Below are 22,144 nucleotides of genomic sequence, written 5' to 3'. Positions count from 1 at the left end.
GTCAGGAGAGGTACGCCGGCAGGGTCTCGAAGCCGCGGAGGATCCGGGTGTCGCGGCGGGTGGCGCCGGGTGCGAGCCGCAGGTCGGGGTAGCGCTCGGTGATCCGCTGCAGACCCACCTGGCCCTCCATCCGCGCGAGCGCGGCGCCGAGGCAGAAGTGCCGGCCGGCGGAGAACGACACGTGGTCGGCGGCGTTCTCGCGCGTGACGTCGAAGCGGTGGGGGTCGGCGAAGACCTCGGGGTCGCGGTTGGCGCCGGCCAGCAGCGTGGTCACCACGGCCCCGCGCGGCACGGGCATGCCGGCGACCTCGGTGTCGCGCACGACGGTCCGGCCGGTGAGCAGCACCGGCGGGTCGATCCGCAGCACCTCCTCGACGGCGTTCGGCCAGCGGTCCGGCTCGTCGCGGAGCAGCGCGCGCTGGTCGGGGTGGTCGTGGAGCAGGGCGATGCCGTTGGAGAGCAGGTTCACCGTCGTCTCGAAGCCGGCGGCGAGCACCAGGCCGGCGGTCGCGATGAGCTCGCGGTCGGTCAGCGCGACACCGTCGTCGTCCCGCGCGGCGACCATCTGGCTGAGCAGGTCCTCGCCCGGGTCGCGGCGCTTGGCGTCGATGTGGTCGACGAGCCAGGCCTCGAACGACACCAGCGCCCCCTCGACGCGGCGGAACCGGCGCCAGGACAGGCCCAGGTCGAGGCTCGGCGCGGCGGCGGTGCCGAAGTCCAGCACCTTCTGCCGCTCGGAGTCCGGCACGCCGAGGATCTCGGCGATGACGGTGACGGGCAGCAGCGCGCAGTAGGCCTCGACCAGGTCGACCGGCCGGCCACCCCGGCCCTGCTGCTCCAGGGAGGTCAGCAGGTCCTCCGCGATCTCCTCGGTCCGGTCGCGCAGCCGCTGGACGGCCTTGACCGAGAACACCCGGGTGACGAGCTTGCGCATCCGGGTGTGGTCCGGCGGCTCGGTGACCAGGAGCGAGGGCGGCGTGAGCGGCCCCATCGGCGTGGTCCGGTGCGCCCAGCGGCCGAGCCGCCCGAGCGGGCCGGCGCCGGTGCCGAGGTCGACCCCGGCGCGGACGTCGGGGTTGGCGAGCACCTCGCGGACGACCGGCAGGGTCGCGGTGACGTACGCGTACCGCGAGCGGTGGATCGGCCCGCTCGCGCGGATGGCGTCGAAGAGGTCGACCGGCACGTCGCTGCTGGTGCTGCTCGCCACGATGAGCCGGCCGTGCAGGTCGCCCCGGCGGGCGGCCGCGCCGATGACGCTCTTGGGCAGGGCGTGGCCGAGGCCCCACCGGACGGCGGGGCGGGCCGCCTCGCGCAGCGCGTCGGCGCGCGGCGCGAGCGGGCGGGTCGCGGTGCGGAGCAACACGGATCCTCCTGGATACTGATCGGTATCCAGTACTCTCCGGTATCGTCACGCGCATGTCAACGGTCCCGCCCACCCCGGCGGAGGTACGTCGCCGGCCACCGCGCGACGAGGTGCGCCGCGCGCTGCTGGACGCCGCGGCGCGGACGTTCGCGCGGCAGGGGATCGACGGCGCGAGCCTCGACGACGTGGCGGCCGCGGCCGGGTTCACCAAGGGCGCGGTCTACTCCAACTTCGGCAGCAAGGAGGGCCTGGTCGCGGCCCTCGTCGACGACCGCGTCTCGGCGTACCTCGACCTCGGCCTCGCCGCCGTCGACGACCCCTCGGCGACCCTGCCCGAGCGCGCCCGGGCGCTCGGGGACCGACTGACCGCCGCGAGCGACGAGCAACACGACTGGCACCTGCTCTTCCTCGAGCTGTGGCAGCGCACGGTGCGCACCGGCCGGTCCGACGGCTCGTTCCTGCAGCGTCGCCGGGAGCTGCACGCCGCCGTCACCGACGCGATCACCGCCCACGCCGAGCAGGCCGGCGCCCGGCTGCCGGTGCCGGCCGCCTCGATGGCCACGCTGCTGCTGGCGCTCTCCCACGGGCTGGCGATCGAGCGGATGGTCGACCCGGCCTCGGTGCCCGACGACCTCATGGGGCAGGTGCTCGCGCTGCTCGTCGAGGGCGGCCCGGTCGAGCCCACCGGACCGGACCGGCGCTGACCTGCACGTTTGTGGGGCCGAGGGGGCGGGCACCAGCCGGGCACCCCCGAGAAAGGTGAACCATGAACACCCGCACCATCGCCATCATCGCCCTGATCATCGCCGTCATCGTCCTGGCCCTGCTCGTCCTCTGACGGCCGCGCGCCCCCGGGCGGACGGGACACTGTCGGCGTGACCGTCTCGCTGACCGCCGTCCGCCTCGGGGGCCGACCCGACCTGCCCCTCCTCGTCCTCGGTCCGTCGCTGGGCACCTCGGCGAGCGCCCTGTGGGGCGACTGCGCGCGTGAGCTCGCGCGCGACTTCCAGCTCGTCGCCTGGGACCTGCCGGGCCACGGCATCCACCGCCTCGCGCCGGGTCCGTCCGAGCCGGGCGGCCGCGACGAGCCGCTGACCGTCGCCGCCCTCGCGGCCGCGGTGCTCGACCTCGTCGACACCATGGCGCAGGCGCTCCAGGCGCCGCGCTTCCACTACGCCGGCGTCTCGGTCGGCGGCGCCGTCGGGCTCCAGCTGCTGCTCGACGCGCCCGACCGGGTCGAGAGCGCCACCCTGCTCGGCACCGCCGCGCGCCTCGGCAGCCCGGAGTCGTGGTCCGAGCGCGCCGCGACGGTGCGCGAGCGCGGGACCGAGGCGCTCGTCGAGGCGTCGACCCGGCGCTGGTTCGGGCCCGGCTTCGTCGAGGGCGAGCCCGAGCGCGCGGCCGCGCTGCTCCGCTCGCTGACCGACGCCGACGACGAGGGGTACGCCGCGGTGTGCGGCGCGCTGGCCGGCTTCGACGCCCGCGGGCGGCTGGGCGAGGTCGCGGTCCCGGTGCTCGCGGTCGGCGGCTCCGCCGACGTACCCGCTCCTCCCGCACAGGTCCGCGAGCTGGCCGACGGCGTGCGGGACGGCCGCTTCGTCGAGCTCGACGGCGTGGCGCACCTCGCCCCGGCCGAGGCGCCGCTGGAGGTCGCCCGGTTGGTCCGCGAGCACGCGCTCGGGCCCGAGGAGGCGCCGCCGCCGCCCCAGGCCGAGCGGCTGGCCGAGGCGGTCCGGGCCGCCCGCGCCGGTGGCCTCGCGGCCGGGGACGTCGAGGCGGTCGTCCGGCGCGTGCTGGCGGAGTGACCGCCGCTCGCCCGGGTGCCAGACTCGGCGCCATGAGCGAGGACCGCCCGATCGAGTACTGGCTGACCGACATGGACGGCGTCCTCGTCCACGAGGAGGTGCCGATCCCCGGGGCGAGCGAGTTCCTCGAGGCGCTCCGGTCCTCGGGCCGGCCGTTCCTGGTGCTGACCAACAACTCGATCTTCACCCCGCGCGACCTGCGCTCGCGGCTGCTGGCGAGCGGCATCGACGTGCCGGAGGGCGCGATCTGGACCTCCGCCCTGGCGACCGCGCAGTTCCTCGCCGACCAGCGCCCCGAGGGCCGGGCGTACGTCGTCGGCGAGGCCGGGCTGACCACGGCGCTGCACGACATCGGTTACGTGCTGACCGACCGCGACCCCGACTACGTCGTGCTCGGCGAGACCCGCACCTACTCCTTCGAGGCGATCACCAAGGCGATCCGGCTCATCGACGACGGGGCGCGGTTCATCGCGACCAACCCCGACCCGAGCGGGCCCAGCCAGCAGGGGAAGCTCCCGGCGACCGGGTCGGTGGCCGCGCTGATCAGCACCGCGACCGGGCGGACGCCGTACTTCATCGGCAAGCCGAACCCGCTGATGATGCGCTCGGCGCTCAACCGGCTCGACGCGCACTCGGAGTCGGCGGTGATGGTCGGCGACCGGATGGACACCGACATCATCAGCGGCCTCGAGGCGGGCCTGCGCACGGTGCTGGTGACCACGGGGTCCACCCGCCGGGAGCAGGTCGAGACCTTCCCGTACCGTCCGACGCGGGTCGTCGACTCGGTGGCCGACCTGGTCGCGGTGGCGCGGGGCGGCGCGTTCTAGCGGGCTCGCTCAGACGGCCGCGGCCGCTGCCCGCCCGGCGACCCGGCCGGAGAACAGGCAGCCGCCGAGGAACGTCCCCTCGAGCGCGTTGTAGCCCATCATCCCGCCGCCCCCGAAGCCGGCCACCTCGCCCGCGGCGTACAGGCCGGGGTACGGCGTGCCGTCGGCGCGCAGGCAGCGGCCGTCGAGGTCGGTCTCGAGCCCGCCGAGGGTCTTGCGGGAGAGGATGTTGAGCCGCACGGCGATGAGCGGGCCGGCCGCGGGGTCGAGCAGCTTGTGCGGGCTCGCGACCCGGATCAGCCTGTCGCCGAGGAAGCTGCGCGCCCCGCGGATCGCGGTGACCTGCGCGTCCTTGCTGTAGGCGTTGTCCATCTCGCGGTCGCGGGCCTCGACGAGGGTGCGCAGCCGGGCGGCGTCGATCGGCGGGACGTCCTCGTCGGCGACGCGGTTCATCCCGGCGACCAGCTCCTCGAGGGTGTCGGCGACGACGAAGTCCTCGCCGTGCTGCTTGAACGCCTCGACCGGCCCGGCCGCGCCCTTCTTGACCCGCGACAGCAGCAGGCGGACGTCCTTGCCGGTGAGGTCGGGGTTCTGCTCGGAGCCCGACAGCGCGAACTCCTTCTCGATGATCCTCTGGGTCAGCACGAACCACGAGTAGTCGTGGCCGGTCGCCCGCAGGTGCCGCAGCGTGCCGAGGGTGTCGAAGCCGGGGAAGTACGGCGCCGGCAACCGGTTGCCCTCGGCGTCGAGCCACAGCGAGGACGGCCCCGGGAGGATCCGGATGCCGTGGTTCTCCCAGATCGGGTCCCAGTTGCGCAGGCCCTCGACGTAGTGCCACATCCGGTCGGGGTTGACGACGGTCGCGCCGGCGTCCTGGGCGATCCGGAGCATCCGGCCGTCGACGTGGGCCGGGACGCCCGCGACCATCCGCCGCGGCGGGGTGCCGAGCCGGGCCGGCCAGTTGCGGCGTACCAGCTCGTGGTCGCCGCCGATCCCGCCGCTCGTCACGAGCACCGCGGCCCCGCGGGCCTCGAAGTCGCCGACGACCGTGCGGCTCGACGGCCGGCCGCGGTCGACGGAGGTCGGCTCCAGGACGGCGCCGCGCACGCCGACGGCGACGCCGCCCTCGACGAGCAGGTCGTCGACGCGGTGCCGCAGGGCGAGCCGGATGCGGCCGGTGGCGACGTGCTCGCGGACCCGTCGCTCGAACGGCTCGACGACACCGGGGCCGGTGCCCCAGGTGATGTGGAACCGGGGGACCGAGTTGCCGTGGCCGCTGGCGGTGCCGTCGCCGCGCTCGGCCCAGCCCACGACGGGGAAGATCCGGTGGCCCATCTGCCGCAGCCAGGCGCGCTTCTCGCCGGCGGCGAACTGGAGGTACGCCTCGGCCCAGGCGCGCGGCCAGCGGTCCTCGGGGCGGTCGAACTGCGCGCTGCCGAACCAGTCCTGGCGGGCCAGCTCGAGGCTGTCCTTGACGCCCATCCGGCGCTGCTCGGGGCTGTCGACGAGGAACAGGCCGCCGAGGCTCCAGAACGCCTGCCCGCCGAGGTTCTGCTCGCCCTCCTGGTCCAGCAGGAGCACGCGCCGGCCCGCGTCGGCGGCCTCCGCCGCCGCGACCAGGCCGGCGAGGCCGGCTCCCACGACGACGAGGTCGGCGTCCAGCGGCGGGGTCAGGTCAGCCATGGCGACATGCTCGCCCATGCCGGTCGAGCGGCGGCGTACGGGGCGGGCGCTGGGCGGGTCCGGGCGGGTCCGGGACGGGTCAGGGGGTGGCTGCGTGCGCGTCGACCCAGGAGCACAGCGAGCGCATGCTGAACGGCTTGGTCATGTAGTCGTCGGCGCCGGCCGCGAGGCCGCGCTCCCGGTCGTCGGGGTGGGCCAGGGCGGTGAGCAGCACGATCGGGATGCTCGCGTTGCGGTCGCCGCTGCGGATCGAGCGGATGACGTCCAACCCGGTCGCGTCGGGCATCGAGACGTCGAGCACCGCCACGTCGACGTCGTGTTTCGCGTGCACCCGCAGCGCCTCGCGGCCGTCGGCGGCGGAGACCACCTCGTGCCCCGAGAGCTGCAGGGTCACCTCGAGGAGGTAGCGGATGTCGGGGTCGTCGTCGGCGACCAGGACCGTGGCCATGCTCCGAGGATCGCGCGGGGAGCGGTCGCGGGTGACCACAATCGTCCGATTGAGCGATGGCGACGTGTGCAAGCGCTTGCATCCGGTCAGAACCGCGCAGGTGAACGACGGCGACCGCCCCGGACGCCGGCGGGTGCGCTAGCCCACCGACCAGTCGACCGCGGCGACGAGGTGCTCGCCGGCGAGCCCCTTGAGCTCGACGGCGCGGGGCTGGTCGAGCACGAGGTCGTCGACCTCGGCGAGGGCGTCGACGACGGGACCGCTCACGAGGACCTCCCCGCCGGCGGCGAGCGCCGCGACGCGGGCGGCGTGCGCGACGTTGCGGCCGAAGATGTCGTTGTCGCGGTGGACCACGTCGCCCTGGTGGACGCCGATCCGCACGGCGACCGGCGTGCGGCCCTTGAGCCGGCCGCGGTCCAGGGCGCGCTGCACCGACGCGGCGCAGCGCACCGCGGCCTCGGCGGTCGGGAAGGCGACCATGAACCCGTCGCCCTGGGTCTTGACCACGTGCCCACCGTGCCGGGCGACGCGGCTGCGGACCAGCTGGTCGTGGCGGGCCAGCAGCTTGACGAACGCCTTGTCCCCGAGCTGGTCGTTGAGCGCCGTGGAGCCCTCGATGTCGGAGAAGAGGATCGCGACCGTCCCGTCGGCGCCGGCCATCCGCACCAGGTCCGGCCGCTCGACCTGCGCCCAGCCGGCGAGGTCCTCGACCGAGCTGCGCAGCGCGCCGCCGAAGCCCTTCTCCCGCACGAGCGCCGCGGTCTCCCACACCGCCTTGACCACCTCGTCGGGCCGGGGCACCAGCCTCCGGGGCGGCTTGCGCTCGCCGCTCAGCGCCGCGACCTTCGCGCGCAGGAACCGCACCCGGCGCCGGCCGCCCAGCCACAGCCCCAGCAGCACGGCGAGCCCCACCCCCTCGAGCGCGACCGCGACGACCAGCAGCAGCGTCGAGGTGTCCACGCGGAGATCATCGTGCCTTGGACCGGTCCTCTACGCTGCTGTCCGAGGGGAGTACCCCGCTCAGAGCCGCCGGTCAGTACGACGTCCCCTGCGACGTCCCGGTGGCCGCCCGGCCCGGCTCGTCCGGACCACCGGGTGGGGGAGACCTCGAACGACACCCGTTCGAGGAGTCCTGCATGCCCACCATCGGCACACCCCTGCTGTGGACGGTCACCATCGGTGCCGTCCTGGTCCTCCTGCTCGTCGACTTCCTGCTGACGCGCCGTCCCCACGAGGTCTCCATGAAGGAGGCGCTCGGCTGGTCGGCGTTCTACGTCGCCCTCCCGCTCGCCTTCGGCGTCTGGATCTGGGCGCAGCACGGCAGCACGACCGGCGTGGAGTACTACACCGGCTACCTGGTCGAGAAGACGCTGAGCGTCGACAACCTGTTCGTCTTCATGCTCCTGCTGGCGGCCTTCGCCGTGCCGCGCGAGCTGCAGCAGCGCGTCCTGCTGTACGGCATCGTCGGCGCGCTCGTGCTCCGCGGCATCTTCATCGCGCTCGGGGCGGCCGCCCTCGCGGCGTTCGACTGGGTCTTCCTGGTCTTCGGCGCGGTCCTGCTCCTCACCGGCCTCAAGCTGCTCCGCGACGCCGTCCGCGGCCAGGAGCACTCCACCGACGTCGACGACATGCGCGTGGTCCGGCTGGTGCGCCGGGTCTTCCCGGTGACCGAGGACTACGAGGGCCCGCGGATGCTGACCCGCACCACCGTCGCCGGCCGCACCCGCCGGGCGCTGACCCCGCTCGCGCTGGTCGTCATCGCGGTCTTCGCCACCGACGTCGTCTTCGCGGTCGACTCCGTCCCGGCGGTCTACGGCATCACCGGAGACCCGTTCCTCGTCTTCGCGACCAACGCCTTCGCGCTGCTCGGCCTGCGGGCGCTCTACTTCGTGCTCGAGGGCGCGCTCTCGAAGCTGGCGCACCTCTCCTACGGCCTGGCCGCGATCCTCGGCTTCATCGGCGTCAAGCTCGTCCTGCACTGGGCCCACCTGGTGTGGCCGTCGGTCCCGGAGATCCCGACGCTGGCGTCGCTGGCCGTGATCGTCGGCGTCCTCGCCGTCACGGTCACCACCAGCCTCCTGGCCTCGCGGCGCCGCCACGACGCCGCCGAGGAGCACGCCGGAGAGGAGCTCATCGAGGAGCTCACGGGGGCACCCCTGGCCCGTTCGGGCCATGCGGGCCAGGGTTCGAGTAGTCCCTTGTGACCAGCGGGAACGGCGGCGCCTGACCTGTTCGGGAAAGGCCGGAGACGAGTTCCCCGGCCGTTCACCGGAGGCGGCCCATCCGTTCCCGGAGGGTCCTGAGCATTCAGGGCGCGCGGACACCTGGTCCGCGCGCCCGACCAGATCAGGACCACCGTGACCACCCTCCCGCTGCCCGGCACGGACGACGACGTACGTCCCCGCCGGATCTCCCGTCGCGCCACCGGCGCGGACGCGGTCTTCGAGCACGCCAGCCGTGCCGTCGGCGCGTCCGTGCTGGTGGTGACCGGGGGCGTCGGCCTCTTCCTCGCCTGGCAGGCCTACCCGACCCTGGACCGGTACGGCTGGTCGTTCTTCACCGAGACCCAGTGGCAGCCCGAGGCCGACGTCGTCGGCATCGCCGCCGTGCTCGCCGGGACCGCCTCGGTCGCGCTGGTCGCGATGGCCTTCGCCTTCCCGCTGGCACTGCTGACCGCGCTCTACATCAGCGAGTACGCCCCGGCGCGGCTCCGCTCGACGCTGGTCTCGCTCGTCGACCTCATGGCCGCGATCCCCTCGATCGTCTACGGCCTCTGGGGCTTCTCGCTGGTGATGCCGCACGCGGCCGAGCTGGCGCTGTGGCTGCACCGCAACCTGGGCTGGATCCCCCTCTTCGACGTCCGCGGGTCCGACCCGGACGCCGCGGTGTGGGACGCCAGCCGCTACACCGCCAGCGCGTTCTGCGCCGGCATCGCCGTCGCCGCGATGGTGATGCCGATGTCGTGCGCGGTGATGCGCCAGGTGTTCTCCCAGACCCCGCCCGGCGAGAAGGAGGCGGCGCTCGCGCTCGGCTCCACCCGCTGGGGGATGATCCGCACCGTCGTGCTGCCCTTCGGCCGCGGCGGCATCATCGGCGGCACGATGCTCGGCCTGGGCCGGGCGCTCGGCGAGACGATCGCGGTCTTCCTCATCGTGTCGCCCGCCTTCGAGCTGAAGTGGAACGTCCTGGAGATCGGGACCAGCACCGTCAGCGCCCTCATCGCCGGCCGCTTCGGCGAGGCCAGCGACGCCCAGCTCTCCGCGCTGCTCGCCGCCGGCTTCGTGCTGTTCCTCATCACGCTCGTCGTCAACACCCTCGCCGCGGTCGTCGTCGGCCGCAGCCGCTCCGGTGCGGGGACCGACGCATGACCGCCACGCTCCCGCCCGAGGCGCCGACGGACCAGGCGACCACGCCGGCCGTGCCGGCCGTGCCGGCCGTGCCGGCGCCGCTCACCCACCTGCCGACGTACGACGAGGACGCGGCGCCCGCGGTCCCGCGCGCGAGCCTGGGCCGGCTCAGCCCCGACGAGAAGTTCTCCCGGCTCGGCCCGTGGGCCGCGGCGCTCGGCCTCTCGTGGCTCCTCACCCAGCAGCTGCTGCCGCTGGCCGGCCCGGCCTGGTTCGTCGTCGTGTGGTTCGGCCTGGGCCTGGCCCTGACGGCCACCACCGCCGCGATGTCGGGCGGCTCGACCGAGGTCCGCGACCGGCTCGCCGAGGCGCTCGTGACCGGCGGCGCGGTGGTCGTCGCCGGCGTGCTGGTCACCACCGTCTACGACGTGGTCTCGCAGGGCTGGCGCCCGCTGACCCACCTCAACTTCTTCCTCGACGACATGGCCGGCGTCGGCCCCAAGGACTCCTTCGACCGTGGCGGCGTCGCCCACGCGGTGGTCGGCTCGCTGATCGAGCTCGGCATCGCGCTGGTCATCACGCTGCCGCTCGGCATCGGCACCGCGGTCTTCATGACCGAGGTCGGCGGCCGGTTCGCGACCCTGGTCCGCACGGTCGTCGAGGCCATGACCGCGCTGCCCTCGATCGTCGCCGGCCTGTTCGTCTACACCGTGCTGATCCGGGCGCTGGGCTACCCGCGCTCGGGCCTGGCCGCCGCGCTGGCGATCGCGGTGATGATGCTGCCGATCATCGCCCGCGCCGCCGACGTCGTCCTGCGCGTCGTGCCGTCCGGCCTGCGCGAGGCGAGCCTGGCGCTGGGCGCCAGCCGCTGGCGCACCGTGTGGTGCGTCGTGCTGCCGACCGCCCGGCCGGGCCTGGCGACCGCGGTGATCCTCGGCGTCGCCCGCGGCATCGGCGAGACCAGCCCCGTGCTGCTCACCTCCGGCGCGGCGGCGTTCCTCGTCGCCGACCCGAGTGAGGGCGCGATGAACTCGCTGCCGCTCTACATCTTCTCCCTGGTCCGCTCCGGCGAGCCGACCGCCATCACGCGGGCCTACGGCGCCGCCGCGGTGCTGCTCGGCCTCGTCCTGCTGCTCTTCGTGGTCGCCCGCCTGCTGGCCCGGCCCCGCGGCACGCGGCCCTCCCTCCGCACCCGTCTCGTCACGCGCCTGCGCCAGGCGCCCTCGATCTCGCAGGAGAACCGTTGAGCACCGCGTCCCGAGCGGTCCGCCGCTGCACCCGCAGCTGGATCGCCTTCCTGATCGCCCTCGGCTGCGTCGCGACGCTGCCGGGCGCCGCCCACGCCGCGGCGTACGCCCAGATCGAGGGCACCGGGTCGACCTGGTCGGAGCTGATCGTCCAGCAGTGGATCTCCGACGTCGACGCCAACGGGATGAAGGTCGTCTACACCGGCGGCGGGTCCTCCAAGGGCCGCAAGGACTTCTCCCAGGACAGCACGGACTTCGCGATCTCCGAGATCCCCTACCAGGGCGTCGACGAGGCCGGGAACGCCGACACCAGCGGCGGCCGGGAGTTCGCCTACCTGCCGATCGTGGCCGGCGGCACGGCGTTCACCTACCAGCTCAAGATCGGCAACGAGCTGGTCCGCAACCTGCGCCTGTCGGGCGAGACGATCGCGAAGATCTTCACCAACCAGATCACCAACTGGAACGACCCGGCGATCGCGAAGGACAACAACGGGCGCACGTTCCCCTCCCTGCCGATCACGCCGGTCGTCCGCTCCGACGGGTCGGGCACGACCGCGCAGTTCACGACCTGGATGGACCACGAGCACCCGTCGATCTGGCGGCCCTTCTTCGGCCGCTCCGGCCTGACGTCGTACTACCCGCGCAAGGGCCGTGCCGTCGGCCAGGCCGGCTCGGACCAGGTGATGAACACCATCGCGGGCTTCGCCGGCAACGGGACGATCGGCTACGTCGAGTACTCCTACCCGGTCAACAAGGACTACCCCGTCGTCAAGGTGCTCAACAAGGGCGGCTACTTCGTGGAGCCGACGCAGTACAACGTGGCCGTCGCGCTCACCAAGGCCCGGATCAACCAGGACAAGGGCTCGCCGCTCTACCTCACGCAGGTGCTCGACGGCGTCTACACCGCGACCGACCCGCGGGCCTACCCGCTGTCGTCCTACAGCTACATGATCATCCCGACCGGGGCGAGCGACCCGCGCATGTCGACGGCCAAGCGCCAGACGCTCGCGGACTTCCTCTACTACTCCCTGTGCGCGGGCCAGGCCAAGGCCGGTCCCTACGGCTACTCCCCGCTGCCGCTGAACCTCGTGCAGGCCGGCTTCCAGCAGATCGCCCAGCTCAAGCAGGCCGACAGCGCGGTCGACCTCACCGACCGCGACGTCACCGCCTGCAACAACCCGACCTTCGACGGCAAGAACCTCGCGGGCAACAAGCTGGCCCAGATCGCCCCGCAGCCCGCGGCGTGCGACAAGGTCGGCGCCGGCCCCTGCGGCACCGCGACGGGCACGGGCGAGCCGTCCACCGACGAGGGCACGGGTGCCGCCGGCGGCCAGGGCGGTGGCACGGGCGGCGCCGCGGGCGGCGGTGGGGGTGCCGGGGGAGCGGCCGGCGGCGGGACCGCCGGCGTCCCCGGCGGGGACGCTGCCCCGGTCATCGACCCCGAGACCGGTGCGGTCGTCGGGGGCGGGGACGTCGTCGCGACCGGCGGCGAGGCGATCTACGCCAACCCCTCCGAGCTCGCCGCCGACCGCTCCGCCGACACCCGTGCCTTCGGGTGGCTGGCCGCGCTCGAGCTGGTCGCGCTCGTCCTGCTCCCCGGCCTGTACGTCGCCTCGCTCAAGCGCCGCCGGAGCGTCCGGTGACGCGCCGGACCGGCTTCGCGCTGGTCGCCCTGGTGCTCGTCGCGCTCGGCCTCGCCGTCCCCGGCCAGGCCGGCGCGCCGGCCCAGGCCGCGCCCGCCGCACCGGCCGCGGCGAAGGGCGACGGCTACCGGGCCACCCAGGAGCTGACCCGCGTCTTCGAGAACGCCGACGGGACGACGTACTCCTTCCCGACGCAGACGGTGACGGTGACCGCCGACAAGACCCGGAACCTGCGCGGGCGCCAGCGGATCCGGATCAGCTGGAAGGGCGCGCAGCCCAGCGGCGGCCGAGCCAGCAACCCCTACGGCGAGAACGGTCTGGCCCAGGAGTACCCCGTCGTCGTGCTGCAGTGCCGCGGCGTCGACGACCCCTCGCTCCCGCCCGGGAAGCGGCTGCGGCCGGAGACCTGCTGGACCGCGTCGGTCGCCCAGCGCTCGCAGGTCACCCGCTCGGAGAGCGAGGCGACCTGGCGCCACGACCTGTACGCCGACGAGGCGGACAAGGCGCGCGTCTCGGGCGTGGCGCCGTTCCCCGGCGCCGACGAGTGCCCGACCGCCGACATCGACCCCTACGCGACCCGGCTGACCCCGTTCGTCGCCCGCGACGGCCGCACCCACCTGGCCTGCGACGCCGAGCACATGCCGCCCGAGGCGGCCGTCGGCGCGGCGTTCCCGCCCGCGGAGATCGCCGCGTTCACCGAGCCCGACGGCACCGGCAGCGTGCAGCTGGAGGTCCGCAGCGACACCGAGAACGAGTCGCTCGGCTGCAACCACCGGGTCGCCTGCTCCGTCGTCGTCATCCCGATCGTGGGTCTCAGCTGCGACGCGCCGGCGGAGCCGCCGACCGCCGGCGACCAGGCGTGCCGCAAGGGCGGCCGGTTCGCGCCCGGCTCGAGCAACTACAGCAACGAGGGCATCGACCAGGCCGTCGGTCCGGCGCTGTGGTGGGCGGAGTCGAACTGGCGCCACCGGTTCGCGATCCCGATCACCTTCGGCCTGCCGCCGGACACCTGCGACATCCGCGACCCGCGGCCCCCGACGGGCTTCTACGGCTCCGAGCTGCTCGCCCAGGCCGCGACCCAGTGGTCGCCGGCGTACTGCCTGGCCGAGGACCGGTTCAAGTACCAGCTCAACCAGATGTCCGACGAGGCCGGCTGGAACCTCATGGAGAGCGGCGGCGGCGTCGCCGCGGCGGTCTCCTCCGAGCACGAGCGTCGCGGGACCGACCCGGTCGGCTACGCGCCGACGGCGGTGACCGGGTTCTCGATCGCCTACGTCGTCGACGAGCCCGACAACGGCGGGGAGTACACCCGGCTGCGGCTCAACGCGCGCCTCGTCGCCAAGCTGATGACCCAGAGCTACCTCGGCTCCGACCTCGGCCGCGGCCACCCCGGCATCGGGGGCAACCCGCTGGCGATCATGAACGACCCGGAGTTCCAGCGGCTCAACCCCGGGCTGAGCACCACCACGCAGGAGGCCGGCGCCGCGCTGCTGTCGCTGTCGAACTCCTCCGACGTGGTCGAGCAGGTCACGGCGTACCTCGCCGAGGACCCCGACGCCCGCGCGTTCCTCGCCGGCAAGCCCGACGAGTGGGGCATGAGGGTCAACCCGGAGTACGAGGGCATCGAGGTGCCCCGCGCGGAGTGGCCGCTGCTCGACACCTACGTGCCGGAGACCGAGAACACCTGCCGCCAGGAGAACCCCGCGGTCTACTTCACCCAGCTCGCGGCGCCGGTGACCACGCTGCGCAAGATCTCCGAGGCGCTGCTCGACGCCTGGCCCAACGTCCAGACCCGCTGCGAGTTCGACCAGTCCGCGCAGCAGTACAAGCTCGGCCGGGTCGACCGGCAGTCCTTCGGCTCGCGGTTCATGCTCGGCATCACCAGCCTCGGCGACGCGGCGCGCTACGGCCTCCGGTCGGCCGCGCTGCAGACGAAGCCGGGGCGGTACGTCGCGCCGACCGATGTCTCCCTCGGCGCGGCCGTGCGGCTGGCCGAGCAGGCGAAGCCGATGCAGCCCTTCGTGCTCGACCAGGCCGACGTGCGGCGCAGCGGCGAGGCCTACCCCGGCACGATGGTCGTCTACACCGCCGCCCGGCTGAGCAACCTGCCCGAGGCCGACGCCGCCAAGGTCGCCCAGTTCATCCGGGTCTCGACCACCGAGGGCCAGCGGCCCGGCAGCGGCAACGGCGAGCTCCCCGAGGGCTACCTGCCCATCCGGCGCACCGGGGTGACCGCGAAGCTCTTCCGCTCCGCCCAGGTCGTCGCCGAGGCCGTGGCCGCCCAGCGCGAGCCGGCCCCGGACGGCGGCGGCCCGGGCGGCGGCGCCGGCGGTGACACCTCCGGTGGCGGCACCGGGCTGCCCGGCGGCGACCCCGTCGTGGGCGGCGTGCCGACCGGCGAGATGCCGGCCGCGGACGACCCGGCGGCCCCCGGTGCCGCGCCCACGGCGCCGGCCACCGCGGCCCCCGTGATGCCGGCGACCGAGCCGGTCGGCTCCCGCCTCGGCAGCGGCCTGCTGCCCGCGCTCGTCCTCGTCGGCCTGGTCTCGGTGCTGGTCGCCAGCGGCCTGCGCTTCTTCGTGCGGGTGCCCCGGTGACCGCGCTCGAGACCCGGCCCGCCGTCGACGGCGGCGCCCGGGCGGCCCGCCCGCCGCGGCGGCTCCCGCGGCTGCCCCGCCGGCCGCGTCCGCCGGGACCCGGCCGCTCGAGGACCCGGCCGGCCACCCGCCCCGACGAGCGGACCGCGCCGGTCGCCTCGGCGCTGACCATGCTCGCCCTGGTCTGCCTGTGGCCCGCGGCGCAGCTGCTGTTCCTCGGTGCGCTGTCCCACGAGCGCGCCCAGGAGCTGCTCTACCGCGACCTCCGCACGCAGGTCGCCTCGGCCACGGCCCCGATCGGTCCCGTCGTGCCGGTCGGCGACCCGGTCGCGCTGCTGCGCATCCCCAGCCTCGGGCTCGAGGAGGTCGTGGTCGAGGGCACCGCGTCGGGCGACACGCTCGACGGGCCGGGCCACCGGCGCGACACCGTGCTTCCCGGCCAGGTCGGCACGTCGGTCGTCTACGGCCGCGCGGCGACGTACGGCGGTCCCTTCGCCGACCTGCCGGACCTCCGGGCCGGTGACGCCGTCGAGGTGACCGGCGCCCAGGGAGCGGTCACCTTCCGGGTCCTCGGCGTCCGCCGCGCCGGCGACCCGCTGCCCGCGCCGGCCGGGGAGGGCGCCGCCCGGCTCACCCTCGTCACCGCCGAGGGCGAGGGCAGGTTCGCCGCGGTCTCGCCCGGCTCGGCGGTCTACGTCGACGCCGAGGCCCGCGAGGGCTTCCCGGCGCCGCCCGGCCGGCCCACCGCGGTGCCGGAGTCGGAGAGGGCGATGGCGACCGACGAGGGCGCCGTCCCGCTCCTGGCCCTGCACCTCGCGCTGCTCGTCGCGCTCGTCCTCGCCGTGGTCGCCGCGCGTCAGCGCTGGTCGACCGTCCTGGTCTGGGTCCTCGCGACCCCGATCGCCCTCGCCCTGTCCTGGGCGACCACCGACGTGGCCGTCCGGCTCCTGCCGAACGTCCTCTGACCCACCCGCACCACCACCACGCAGGACCCACCGCACCACCCACTTCCAAGAAAGCGATGTCGAGATGTCTGTACGCAAGTCCCTCGCCGGTCTCGCGGCCGCGGCCGTGACCGGCTCCGTGCTCGCGCTCACGGCGACCCCCGCGACCGCTGCCGTCGACCCCGACGACACGACGTTCACCCCGGCCGCGGCGGACCTGGTCGGGGTCGGGTCCGACACCAGCCAGCACGCGCTGAAGCTGCTCGCCGACGGCTGGAACGCCACCTCGCCGGCCGCCCGGCTCGCGACGTACGCCGCGACCGGGGGCGGCGACGTCACCCTCCACACCGGCGCCCTCAAGCGTCCCAACGGCTCCGGCGCGGGCAAGGCGCTGCTGTACGGCGCCGGCAACAACGCCGGTGTCGACTTCGCCCGCTCCTCCTCCGGCCCCTCGACCGCCGAGGTCCAGGCCGGCCTCCAGAACTTCCCGTTCGCCCTCGACACGCTGGTGATGGCCGTCTCCGGCTCGGCGCCCTCGAACGCGCCCGCCGCGCTGACCAAGGACCAGATCGTCGACATCTACGACGGCACGGTCACCAACTGGTCGCAGGTCGGCGGCAAGGACGGCGCCATCAAGCCGCTCATCCCGCAGGCCGGCTCCGGCACCCGCAGCTTCTTCACCTCCCAGCTCCAGGCCGCCAACGGCGGCGTCGCGGTGACCCTCGCCAAGTCCGTCGCGGAGGTCCAGGAGCACGACGACACCGCGATCAAGAGCGACCCGAACGCCGTCGCGCCGTTCTCCGAGGGCCGCGCCGGCCTGCTCGGCAAGACCCTGCGCCTCGAGACCGGCTTCCGTGCCGACCGTGCGCTCTACAACGTGGTCCGCGGCACCGACCTCGCCACGGCCGCCGTCCAGTCGGTCTTCGGCGAGAACGGCTACCTGTGCTCCACCGACGCCCGCGCCCTCATCGAGCGCGCCGGCTTCAAGCAGCTCGCGACCCCCGCCCAGGGCGGCGTCTGCGGCCAGGCCACGCAGAGCGCGACCAGCAACTTCACCCTCAACGAGGCCGTCGAGACCTCGGTCGCGCTGACCGGCTCCAGCACCAAGGCGCGGTCGGCCACCCTCGTCGCGCAGGTGACCGCCGGCACCGCCCCGCAGGGCACGGTCACGTTCACCTCCGGCGGCTCGACCCTGGCGACCGGCGTCCCGCTGGTCTCCGGCCGCGCGACGTACACCGCGACCGGCCTCGAGCTCGGCAGCCGCGAGTTCACCGCCGAGTTCGTCCCCGCGCAGGGCTCGGCCTTCGAGGGCTCGACCGCGACCGCCTCGGTGGTCGTCAAGGCCGGCTCGACCGTCGCCGAGACCTTCCCGGCGAAGGTCGCGAAGGGCAAGAAGGCCACCGGCACCGTCACCGTCGCCCTCACCGGCGTCAGCGGCCAGGCCACCGGCACCGTGAAGATCATGGAGGGCGCCACGACCCTGAAGTCCGTCACCCTCCAGGGCGGCAAGGCCACCGTCAAGCTGGGCAAGCTGGCCAAGGGCAAGCACTCCCTGAAGGCCGTCTGGGGCGGCAACGGCGTCGCCGTCGGCGCCACGAAGTCCTTCACCATCACCCAGAAGTAGCCCGCACCACCGGCACCGGGCGGTCGTCCACGACGGCCGCCCGGTCCGCGCGGTCCGCGCGGACGACCAGCGAGGAACCCGATCCATGAGCACCACCGACGACACCACCGTCCTGCCCGCCGTCCCGGCCGGCCCGCCGGAGACCCCGGCGCCGCTCGGCCAGGCCGCCCCCGGCGCGCCGCTCGCGCCGCTCGCCGAGCTCCAGGCCCGCGAGATCACCGCCTGGTTCGGCGAGCGCAAGGTGCTCGACCGGGTCTCGCTGACGATGCCGGCGGGCGGCATCACCGCCCTCATCGGCCCGTCCGGCTGCGGCAAGTCGACCTTCCTGCGCATCCTCAACCGGATGCACGAGCTCGTGCCGTCGGCCCGGCTCGCGGGCGAGGTGCTCCTCGACGGGCAGGACGTCTACGACCCCGACCGGCGGCTCATCGACGCCCGGCGGGCGATCGGCATGGTGTTCCAGAAGCCCAACCCGTTCCCCGCGATGTCGATCCGGGAGAACGTGCTCGCCGGCCTCCGCCTCACCGGCACCCGCGCCTCGCGCGCGACCAAGGAGGAGCTCGTCGAGAGCTGCCTGACCAAGGCGGGGCTGTGGACCGAGGTGCGCGACCGCCTCGACGCGCCCGGCGGCGGCCTGTCCGGCGGCCAGCAGCAGCGGCTGTGCATCGCCCGGTCGCTCGCGGTCAAGCCGCGGGTGCTGCTCATGGACGAGCCGTGCTCGGCGCTGGACCCCACCTCGACACGCGTGATCGAGGAGACCATGCTGGAGCTCGCCCGGGAGGTCACCATCGTCATCGTCACGCACAACATGCAGCAGGCCGCACGCGTCTCCACACAGTGCGCCTTCTTCCTGGCCTCCCACGGGACGCCCGGCGTGATCGTCGAGCACGGCGACACCGGCGCGATGTTCTCCGCCCCGCGCGACCAGCGCACCAGCGACTACGTCAACGGCCGGTTCGGATGACCGGTCGCGTCCGCGCGCTCCCCGCGGTCCTCGGGTTCCTGCTCGCCCTCGCGGTGCTCTCCGGCACCGCGTTCTGGGCCCAGCAGCGGGTGCTCGACCCGGCCCGCACGCGCAGCGCGGACGCGACGACCGAGCCGCTGGTCGCGGTGGTCCCCGAGGTCGCGGCCCCCGAGGGGACCGCGGGGCGGGCCGCCCCGGGCAGTCGTGCGGGCGCGCGGCCGGCCGGCGGCGTACCCTCCGTCGACCCGGGGTGGGCCGCCGCCACCGCCGAGCGCGCCGGCATCCCGCTGCCCGCCCTCACGGCGTACGGCCGGGCGACGCTGATGGCGCCCGCGGGCTGCGACGTCGGCTGGACCACGCTGGCCGGCATCGGCTGGGTGGAGTCCCAGCACGGCACCATCGACGGCCGCACGATCGCCGACGACGGCCTCTCCTCCGAGCCGATCCTCGGCCCCGCCCTCGACGGCCGCGGCGAGGTCGCCGCGATCCCCGCGACGCCCTCCTCGACCCGCTGGCACGGCAACCCCGTGTGGGACCACGCCGTCGGCCCTCTGCAGTTCATCCCCTCCACCTGGCGGCGCTGGTCCGCCGACGGGGACGGCGACGGCGCCGCCGACCCGAACGACATCGACGACGCCGCGCTCGCCGCCGCCCGCTACCTGTGCGCCGACGGCCACGACCTCACCACCGGCGCGGGCTGGTCCGCGGCGGTGTTCTCCTACAACCACGCGCAGGAGTACGTCGCGGCCGTCCACGCCGCCGCGACCGCCTACGCCGAGCGGACGGGGTGACCGGGTGGCGCACGAGGGGACGGACCGGACGGGGAGCTTCGGCGCCGAGGAGATCACCGAGGCGTACGCCGCGTTCCACGAGCGGGTCGCGGGGTTCACCGCGAGCGGCGACTGGCACGGGTACGCCGACCTGTTCACCGAGGACGCGACGTACGTCGAGCACGCCTACGGCACCTTCCGCGGCCGCGAGGAGATCCGCGCCTGGTCGGTCCGCACGATGACGAGCTTCCCCGGCCGGTTGATGACGGGCTTCCCGATCGCCTGGCAGACCGTCGACGTCGAGCGGTCACGGCTGATCTGCGAGGTGGGCAACCCGATGCCCGACCCCGGGGACGGCTCGGTGCACTCGGAGTCGAACCTGACGATCATGACCTACGCCGGCGACGGCCTGTTCTCCCGCGAGGAGGACGTCTACAACCCGCTGCGGTTCCTGCGCACGACGCTGCGCTGGGCCGCGGTCGCGGAGGCGCACGGGCGCCTCGACGACGAGGGACGGGCCTACGTCGCGGCGTACGGCGGGGCGTACGGCGGCACGTCGGGCGGCTGAGGCCCGGCGTTCACGCGGCGTTCGCGCCGGCGGCGTACAACCGGCGCGGTGCGGGTGCTCGTGGAGCCGGTCGGCTGGCTGCTGGTCCTGCTGGGGCTCGTGCTGCTGCCGCTCCCGGGGCCCGGCGTCGTCGTGCTGGTCGGCGGCCTCGTGGTCCTCGCCGAGCGCTACGAGTGGGCGGCCCGGCAGCTGCACCGAGCGCGTGCGGTCGCGGGCGACCGGGCGGTGAGCACGCCGGCGCGCGCCGCGGTCAGCATCACCAGCACCGCGGTCCTCGCGCTGGCCGGGCTGCTGTGGATCTGGCCCGGCTGGTCCTGGCTCCCGGGCGGCGTGTGGGCCGGCGTCGGGCAGCTGGTCTCCGGCGTCGCGGCCCTGGCGCTGCTGCTGGTCGAGCACCGCCGGCACCGTCGCGCCCGGCAGGCCACCGCCGCCGTCGCGTCGGTGGGCTTGCGCCGCTCTGGGATGCTCGACCCCATGGAACCCGGCGGCGTGGGCGTGGAGCAGGACCGGTGAAGGGCGCGGCCCGCCGGGTGACGCTCGAGGTGGTCGGCTGGCTGTTGGTGGTCGCCGGCGTCGCCGCGCTGATCCTCCCCGGCCCCGGCCTGCTGATGCTCTTCGGTGGCCTGGCCGTGCTGAGCCAGCAGTACGAGTGGGCCGAGCGGCGCCTGGAGCCGGTGAAGTACCGCGCCCTCAAGGGGGCCGCGGAGTCGGTCGAGACCACGCTGCGGATCGTGCTGTCCACCTCGGGCGCCGTGCTCCTCCTCGCCGCCGGCGTGCTGTGGTGCTGGAAGCCCGACGTCCCCGGCTGGTGGCCCTTCGCGGAGTCCTGGTGGCTGCCCGGCGGCATCGCCACCGGCATCACCCAGATCGTCTCCGCGCTCGTCGCGCTGGCGCTGCTCGTCTACAGCTACCGGCGCTTCCACGGCAAGCCCGATGCCGTCGCCGCCCTGGAGCGCGACATCGACCGCGCGGACCGCGCGGACCGCTCCGCCGGCTGACCGCGGGGCGTGGTCGCTCCCGCCCCTGGCGCACCACATCCCACGGAAGTCCTGCACTTGTCGGGGCAGATCTCCCGTGGGAAGCGCAGGGGTCCCCGGTGAACCGGGGACCCCTGCAGCGCCGCACCGGAGAGCCTGGCGCAGCGACCGTCGTCGTCCGGGTCGTCCGGGTCCGTGGGTGACGGTCATCGGCCGCCCGGGCCGGAACGCGACGACACCCCGGGCGAGGACGCTGACACGTGGGTCCAGCACCGCCCGGGGTGTCGTCGGAGTCGAGGACTACCCAGCCCTCCTCAGCCTTCGGCGAGCCAGGTGCGGACCCGGCCCGTCGAGGGAGGTGTCGTCAGGGGTTCGTGCAGAGGACCGGGATCGGCAGGACGTCGCACAGCGGGTCGAGCGGGCTGCCGCCACCGCACGGGTTGCTGGTCGGGCTGGCCGTCGGGCTCGTGGTCGGCGTGACGGTCGGGCGCGGGCTCGTCGTGGTGGTCGGCGAGGTGGTCGCGGTCGGCGTCGGGGTGCAGGTCGGCGACGGGCTCGTGGTCGCGGTCGTCGAGGGGCTGGTGCTCGGGCTCGTCGTGGCCGAGCCGGAGGGGCTCACCGTCGTCGTGACGGTCGCGGTGACGGTCGAGGTGCTGGTCGGCGACGCGGACGCCTGGGCGCGGCAGTCGGCGAGGTCCTGGCGGGCCGCCTCGCGGTCGGAGCGGGCCTGGGCCAGGTCGCGCTGGGTGCGCTTCTTCGCGGCCTTCGCGGCGACGAGCTTCCGCTTCGCCTTCGCCCGCTGCTCGGAACCCTTCTCCGCCTTCTGGTAGGCCTTGCGAGCCGCCTTCACCTTGGCGGACTTCTGGGCGAGCGCGCGCTCGAGCCGGCTGACCCGGGCCCGCTCGTTGTCGTAGGTGTTCTGCTCGGCCGTGCAGTTCGGCGGCGCTGCCGCGGCCGGCGCGGTGCCGGCCGAGGTGAGCAGCACGCCGGCGCCGACGATCGAGCCGACCACGAGGGCGACGGCGGCGACGGCGGTCAGGAGCTGGCGGAGGACGGGGTGCGACATGGCGACTCCTGGAGTGGCGGGACGTTCCTCAGGTCAACGAGCCAACCACGACCGGGTTAGGCAGGCGAGTGTGCGGGAGATCACCGGATCGACCCGCGAGAACGGCAGCAGATCGTCCGGTTGCACTGGTGCGAGGCCGTAAGATTTCCTTCGAGACCCCGGCTGGTCGCACGCCGGCGCGTCTCCAACCAGCACGACGAGCAGCACCACTCCCAGCAGACCTCCGCGGTCGTCCCGCCACAGCGGGACGGCCGCGTCGTACGTGCGCGCC

At 74.6% G+C, this 22,144-nt stretch carries 20 protein-coding genes; 15 read left to right on the top strand and 5 right to left on the bottom strand.

Going from position 1 to position 22,144, the window contains the following annotated elements; all coding sequences use genetic code 11:
* Nucleotide 1: 1 nt before the first annotated feature.
* A complete protein-coding gene (locus QWY28_RS03765; RefSeq protein ID WP_300950964.1) occupies nt 2-1,363 on the bottom strand; it encodes a cytochrome P450 in 1,362 nt (453 codons plus the stop codon).
* 53 nt (nt 1,364-1,416) lie between these two features.
* Between QWY28_RS03765 and QWY28_RS03760 the strand changes: the two genes are divergently transcribed.
* From QWY28_RS03760 to QWY28_RS03750, 3 genes are all read left to right on the top strand, one after another.
* The gene (locus QWY28_RS03760) at nt 1,417-2,067 is read left to right on the top strand and encodes a TetR/AcrR family transcriptional regulator (RefSeq protein WP_300950963.1); all 651 of its coding nucleotides are present in this window, start codon (nt 1,417-1,419) and stop codon (nt 2,065-2,067) included.
* A 171-nt stretch (nt 2,068-2,238) separates the two neighbouring features.
* Nucleotides 2,239-3,168: an alpha/beta fold hydrolase gene (locus QWY28_RS03755; RefSeq protein WP_300950962.1), complete on the top strand. Its 930-nt coding sequence runs from the start codon at nt 2,239-2,241 to the stop codon at nt 3,166-3,168.
* 32 nt (nt 3,169-3,200) lie between these two features.
* Nucleotides 3,201-3,995, top strand: a complete 795-nt coding sequence (locus QWY28_RS03750; protein WP_300950961.1) for an HAD-IIA family hydrolase — start codon at nt 3,201-3,203, stop codon at nt 3,993-3,995.
* A 9-nt stretch (nt 3,996-4,004) separates the two neighbouring features.
* Here QWY28_RS03750 and QWY28_RS03745 read toward each other — a convergent pair whose 3' ends face one another.
* From QWY28_RS03745 to QWY28_RS03735, 3 genes are all read right to left on the bottom strand, one after another.
* The gene (locus tag QWY28_RS03745) at nt 4,005-5,678 is read right to left on the bottom strand and encodes an FAD-binding dehydrogenase (RefSeq protein WP_300950960.1); all 1,674 of its coding nucleotides are present in this window, start codon (nt 5,676-5,678) and stop codon (nt 4,005-4,007) included.
* A gap of 79 nt (nt 5,679-5,757) precedes the next feature.
* Entirely contained in the window at nt 5,758-6,126 is a 369-nt protein-coding gene (locus QWY28_RS03740; RefSeq protein WP_300950959.1) for a response regulator transcription factor, read from the bottom strand.
* A 138-nt stretch (nt 6,127-6,264) separates the two neighbouring features.
* Nucleotides 6,265-7,086: an adenylate/guanylate cyclase domain-containing protein gene (locus tag QWY28_RS03735; protein ID WP_300950958.1), complete on the bottom strand. Its 822-nt coding sequence runs from the start codon at nt 7,084-7,086 to the stop codon at nt 6,265-6,267.
* A 176-nt stretch (nt 7,087-7,262) separates the two neighbouring features.
* Here QWY28_RS03735 and QWY28_RS03730 point away from each other — a divergent pair, with 176 nt between their 5' ends.
* The 12 genes from QWY28_RS03730 (at nt 7,263) to QWY28_RS03675 (ending at nt 20,828) form a co-directional block, all read left to right on the top strand.
* Nucleotides 7,263-8,330, top strand: a complete 1,068-nt coding sequence (locus tag QWY28_RS03730) for a TerC/Alx family metal homeostasis membrane protein (protein ID WP_300950957.1) — start codon at nt 7,263-7,265, stop codon at nt 8,328-8,330.
* Nucleotides 8,331-8,483: 153 nt separating this feature from the next.
* Nucleotides 8,484-9,494 (top strand): phosphate ABC transporter permease subunit PstC, encoded by a 1,011-nt coding sequence (pstC, locus tag QWY28_RS03725; RefSeq protein WP_300950956.1) that lies wholly within the window; start codon nt 8,484-8,486, stop codon nt 9,492-9,494.
* The gene (pstA, locus tag QWY28_RS03720) at nt 9,491-10,720 is read left to right on the top strand and encodes a phosphate ABC transporter permease PstA (protein WP_300950955.1); all 1,230 of its coding nucleotides are present in this window, start codon (nt 9,491-9,493) and stop codon (nt 10,718-10,720) included. Before pstC ends, pstA begins: the two co-directional genes overlap by 4 nt.
* A complete protein-coding gene (locus QWY28_RS03715) occupies nt 10,717-12,363 on the top strand; it encodes a phosphate ABC transporter substrate-binding protein PstS (protein ID WP_300950954.1) in 1,647 nt (548 codons plus the stop codon). Before pstA ends, QWY28_RS03715 begins: the two co-directional genes overlap by 4 nt.
* A complete protein-coding gene (locus QWY28_RS03710) occupies nt 12,360-14,960 on the top strand; it encodes a hypothetical protein (RefSeq protein WP_300950953.1) in 2,601 nt (866 codons plus the stop codon). The genes QWY28_RS03715 and QWY28_RS03710 overlap by 4 nt, the downstream gene beginning before the upstream one ends.
* Complete coding sequence (locus tag QWY28_RS03705) at nt 14,957-15,925, top strand: sortase (protein ID WP_300950952.1); 969 nt, start codon at nt 14,957-14,959, stop codon at nt 15,923-15,925. The genes QWY28_RS03710 and QWY28_RS03705 overlap by 4 nt, the downstream gene beginning before the upstream one ends.
* Nucleotides 15,926-15,989: 64 nt before the next feature.
* Entirely contained in the window at nt 15,990-17,528 is a 1,539-nt protein-coding gene (locus QWY28_RS03700; RefSeq protein ID WP_300950951.1) for a substrate-binding domain-containing protein, read from the top strand.
* Nucleotides 17,529-17,613: 85 nt separating this feature from the next.
* The gene (locus tag QWY28_RS03695) at nt 17,614-18,492 is read left to right on the top strand and encodes a phosphate ABC transporter ATP-binding protein (protein WP_300950950.1); all 879 of its coding nucleotides are present in this window, start codon (nt 17,614-17,616) and stop codon (nt 18,490-18,492) included.
* A complete protein-coding gene (locus QWY28_RS03690) occupies nt 18,489-19,283 on the top strand; it encodes a lytic murein transglycosylase (protein WP_300950949.1) in 795 nt (264 codons plus the stop codon). Before QWY28_RS03695 ends, QWY28_RS03690 begins: the two co-directional genes overlap by 4 nt.
* A gap of 4 nt (nt 19,284-19,287) precedes the next feature.
* Complete coding sequence (locus tag QWY28_RS03685; protein WP_300950948.1) at nt 19,288-19,830, top strand: nuclear transport factor 2 family protein; 543 nt, start codon at nt 19,288-19,290, stop codon at nt 19,828-19,830.
* A 48-nt stretch (nt 19,831-19,878) separates the two neighbouring features.
* Nucleotides 19,879-20,343: a PGPGW domain-containing protein gene (locus QWY28_RS03680; protein WP_300950947.1), complete on the top strand. Its 465-nt coding sequence runs from the start codon at nt 19,879-19,881 to the stop codon at nt 20,341-20,343.
* A complete protein-coding gene (locus tag QWY28_RS03675) occupies nt 20,340-20,828 on the top strand; it encodes a PGPGW domain-containing protein (protein WP_300950946.1) in 489 nt (162 codons plus the stop codon). The genes QWY28_RS03680 and QWY28_RS03675 overlap by 4 nt, the downstream gene beginning before the upstream one ends.
* 343 nt (nt 20,829-21,171) lie before the next feature.
* Here the strand turns inward: QWY28_RS03675 and QWY28_RS03670 are convergent, their stop codons facing one another.
* Nucleotides 21,172-21,873 (bottom strand): hypothetical protein, encoded by a 702-nt coding sequence (locus QWY28_RS03670; RefSeq protein WP_300950945.1) that lies wholly within the window; start codon nt 21,871-21,873, stop codon nt 21,172-21,174.
* Nucleotides 21,874-22,144: the final 271 nt, after the last annotated feature.

The organism is Nocardioides oceani, from assembly GCF_030412965.1.
GTDB classification, from domain to species: domain Bacteria; phylum Actinomycetota; class Actinomycetes; order Propionibacteriales; family Nocardioidaceae; genus Nocardioides; species Nocardioides oceani.
The sequence above is the reverse complement of the archived record's forward strand: the minus strand, read 5'-3'. Positions and strand labels throughout refer to the sequence as shown.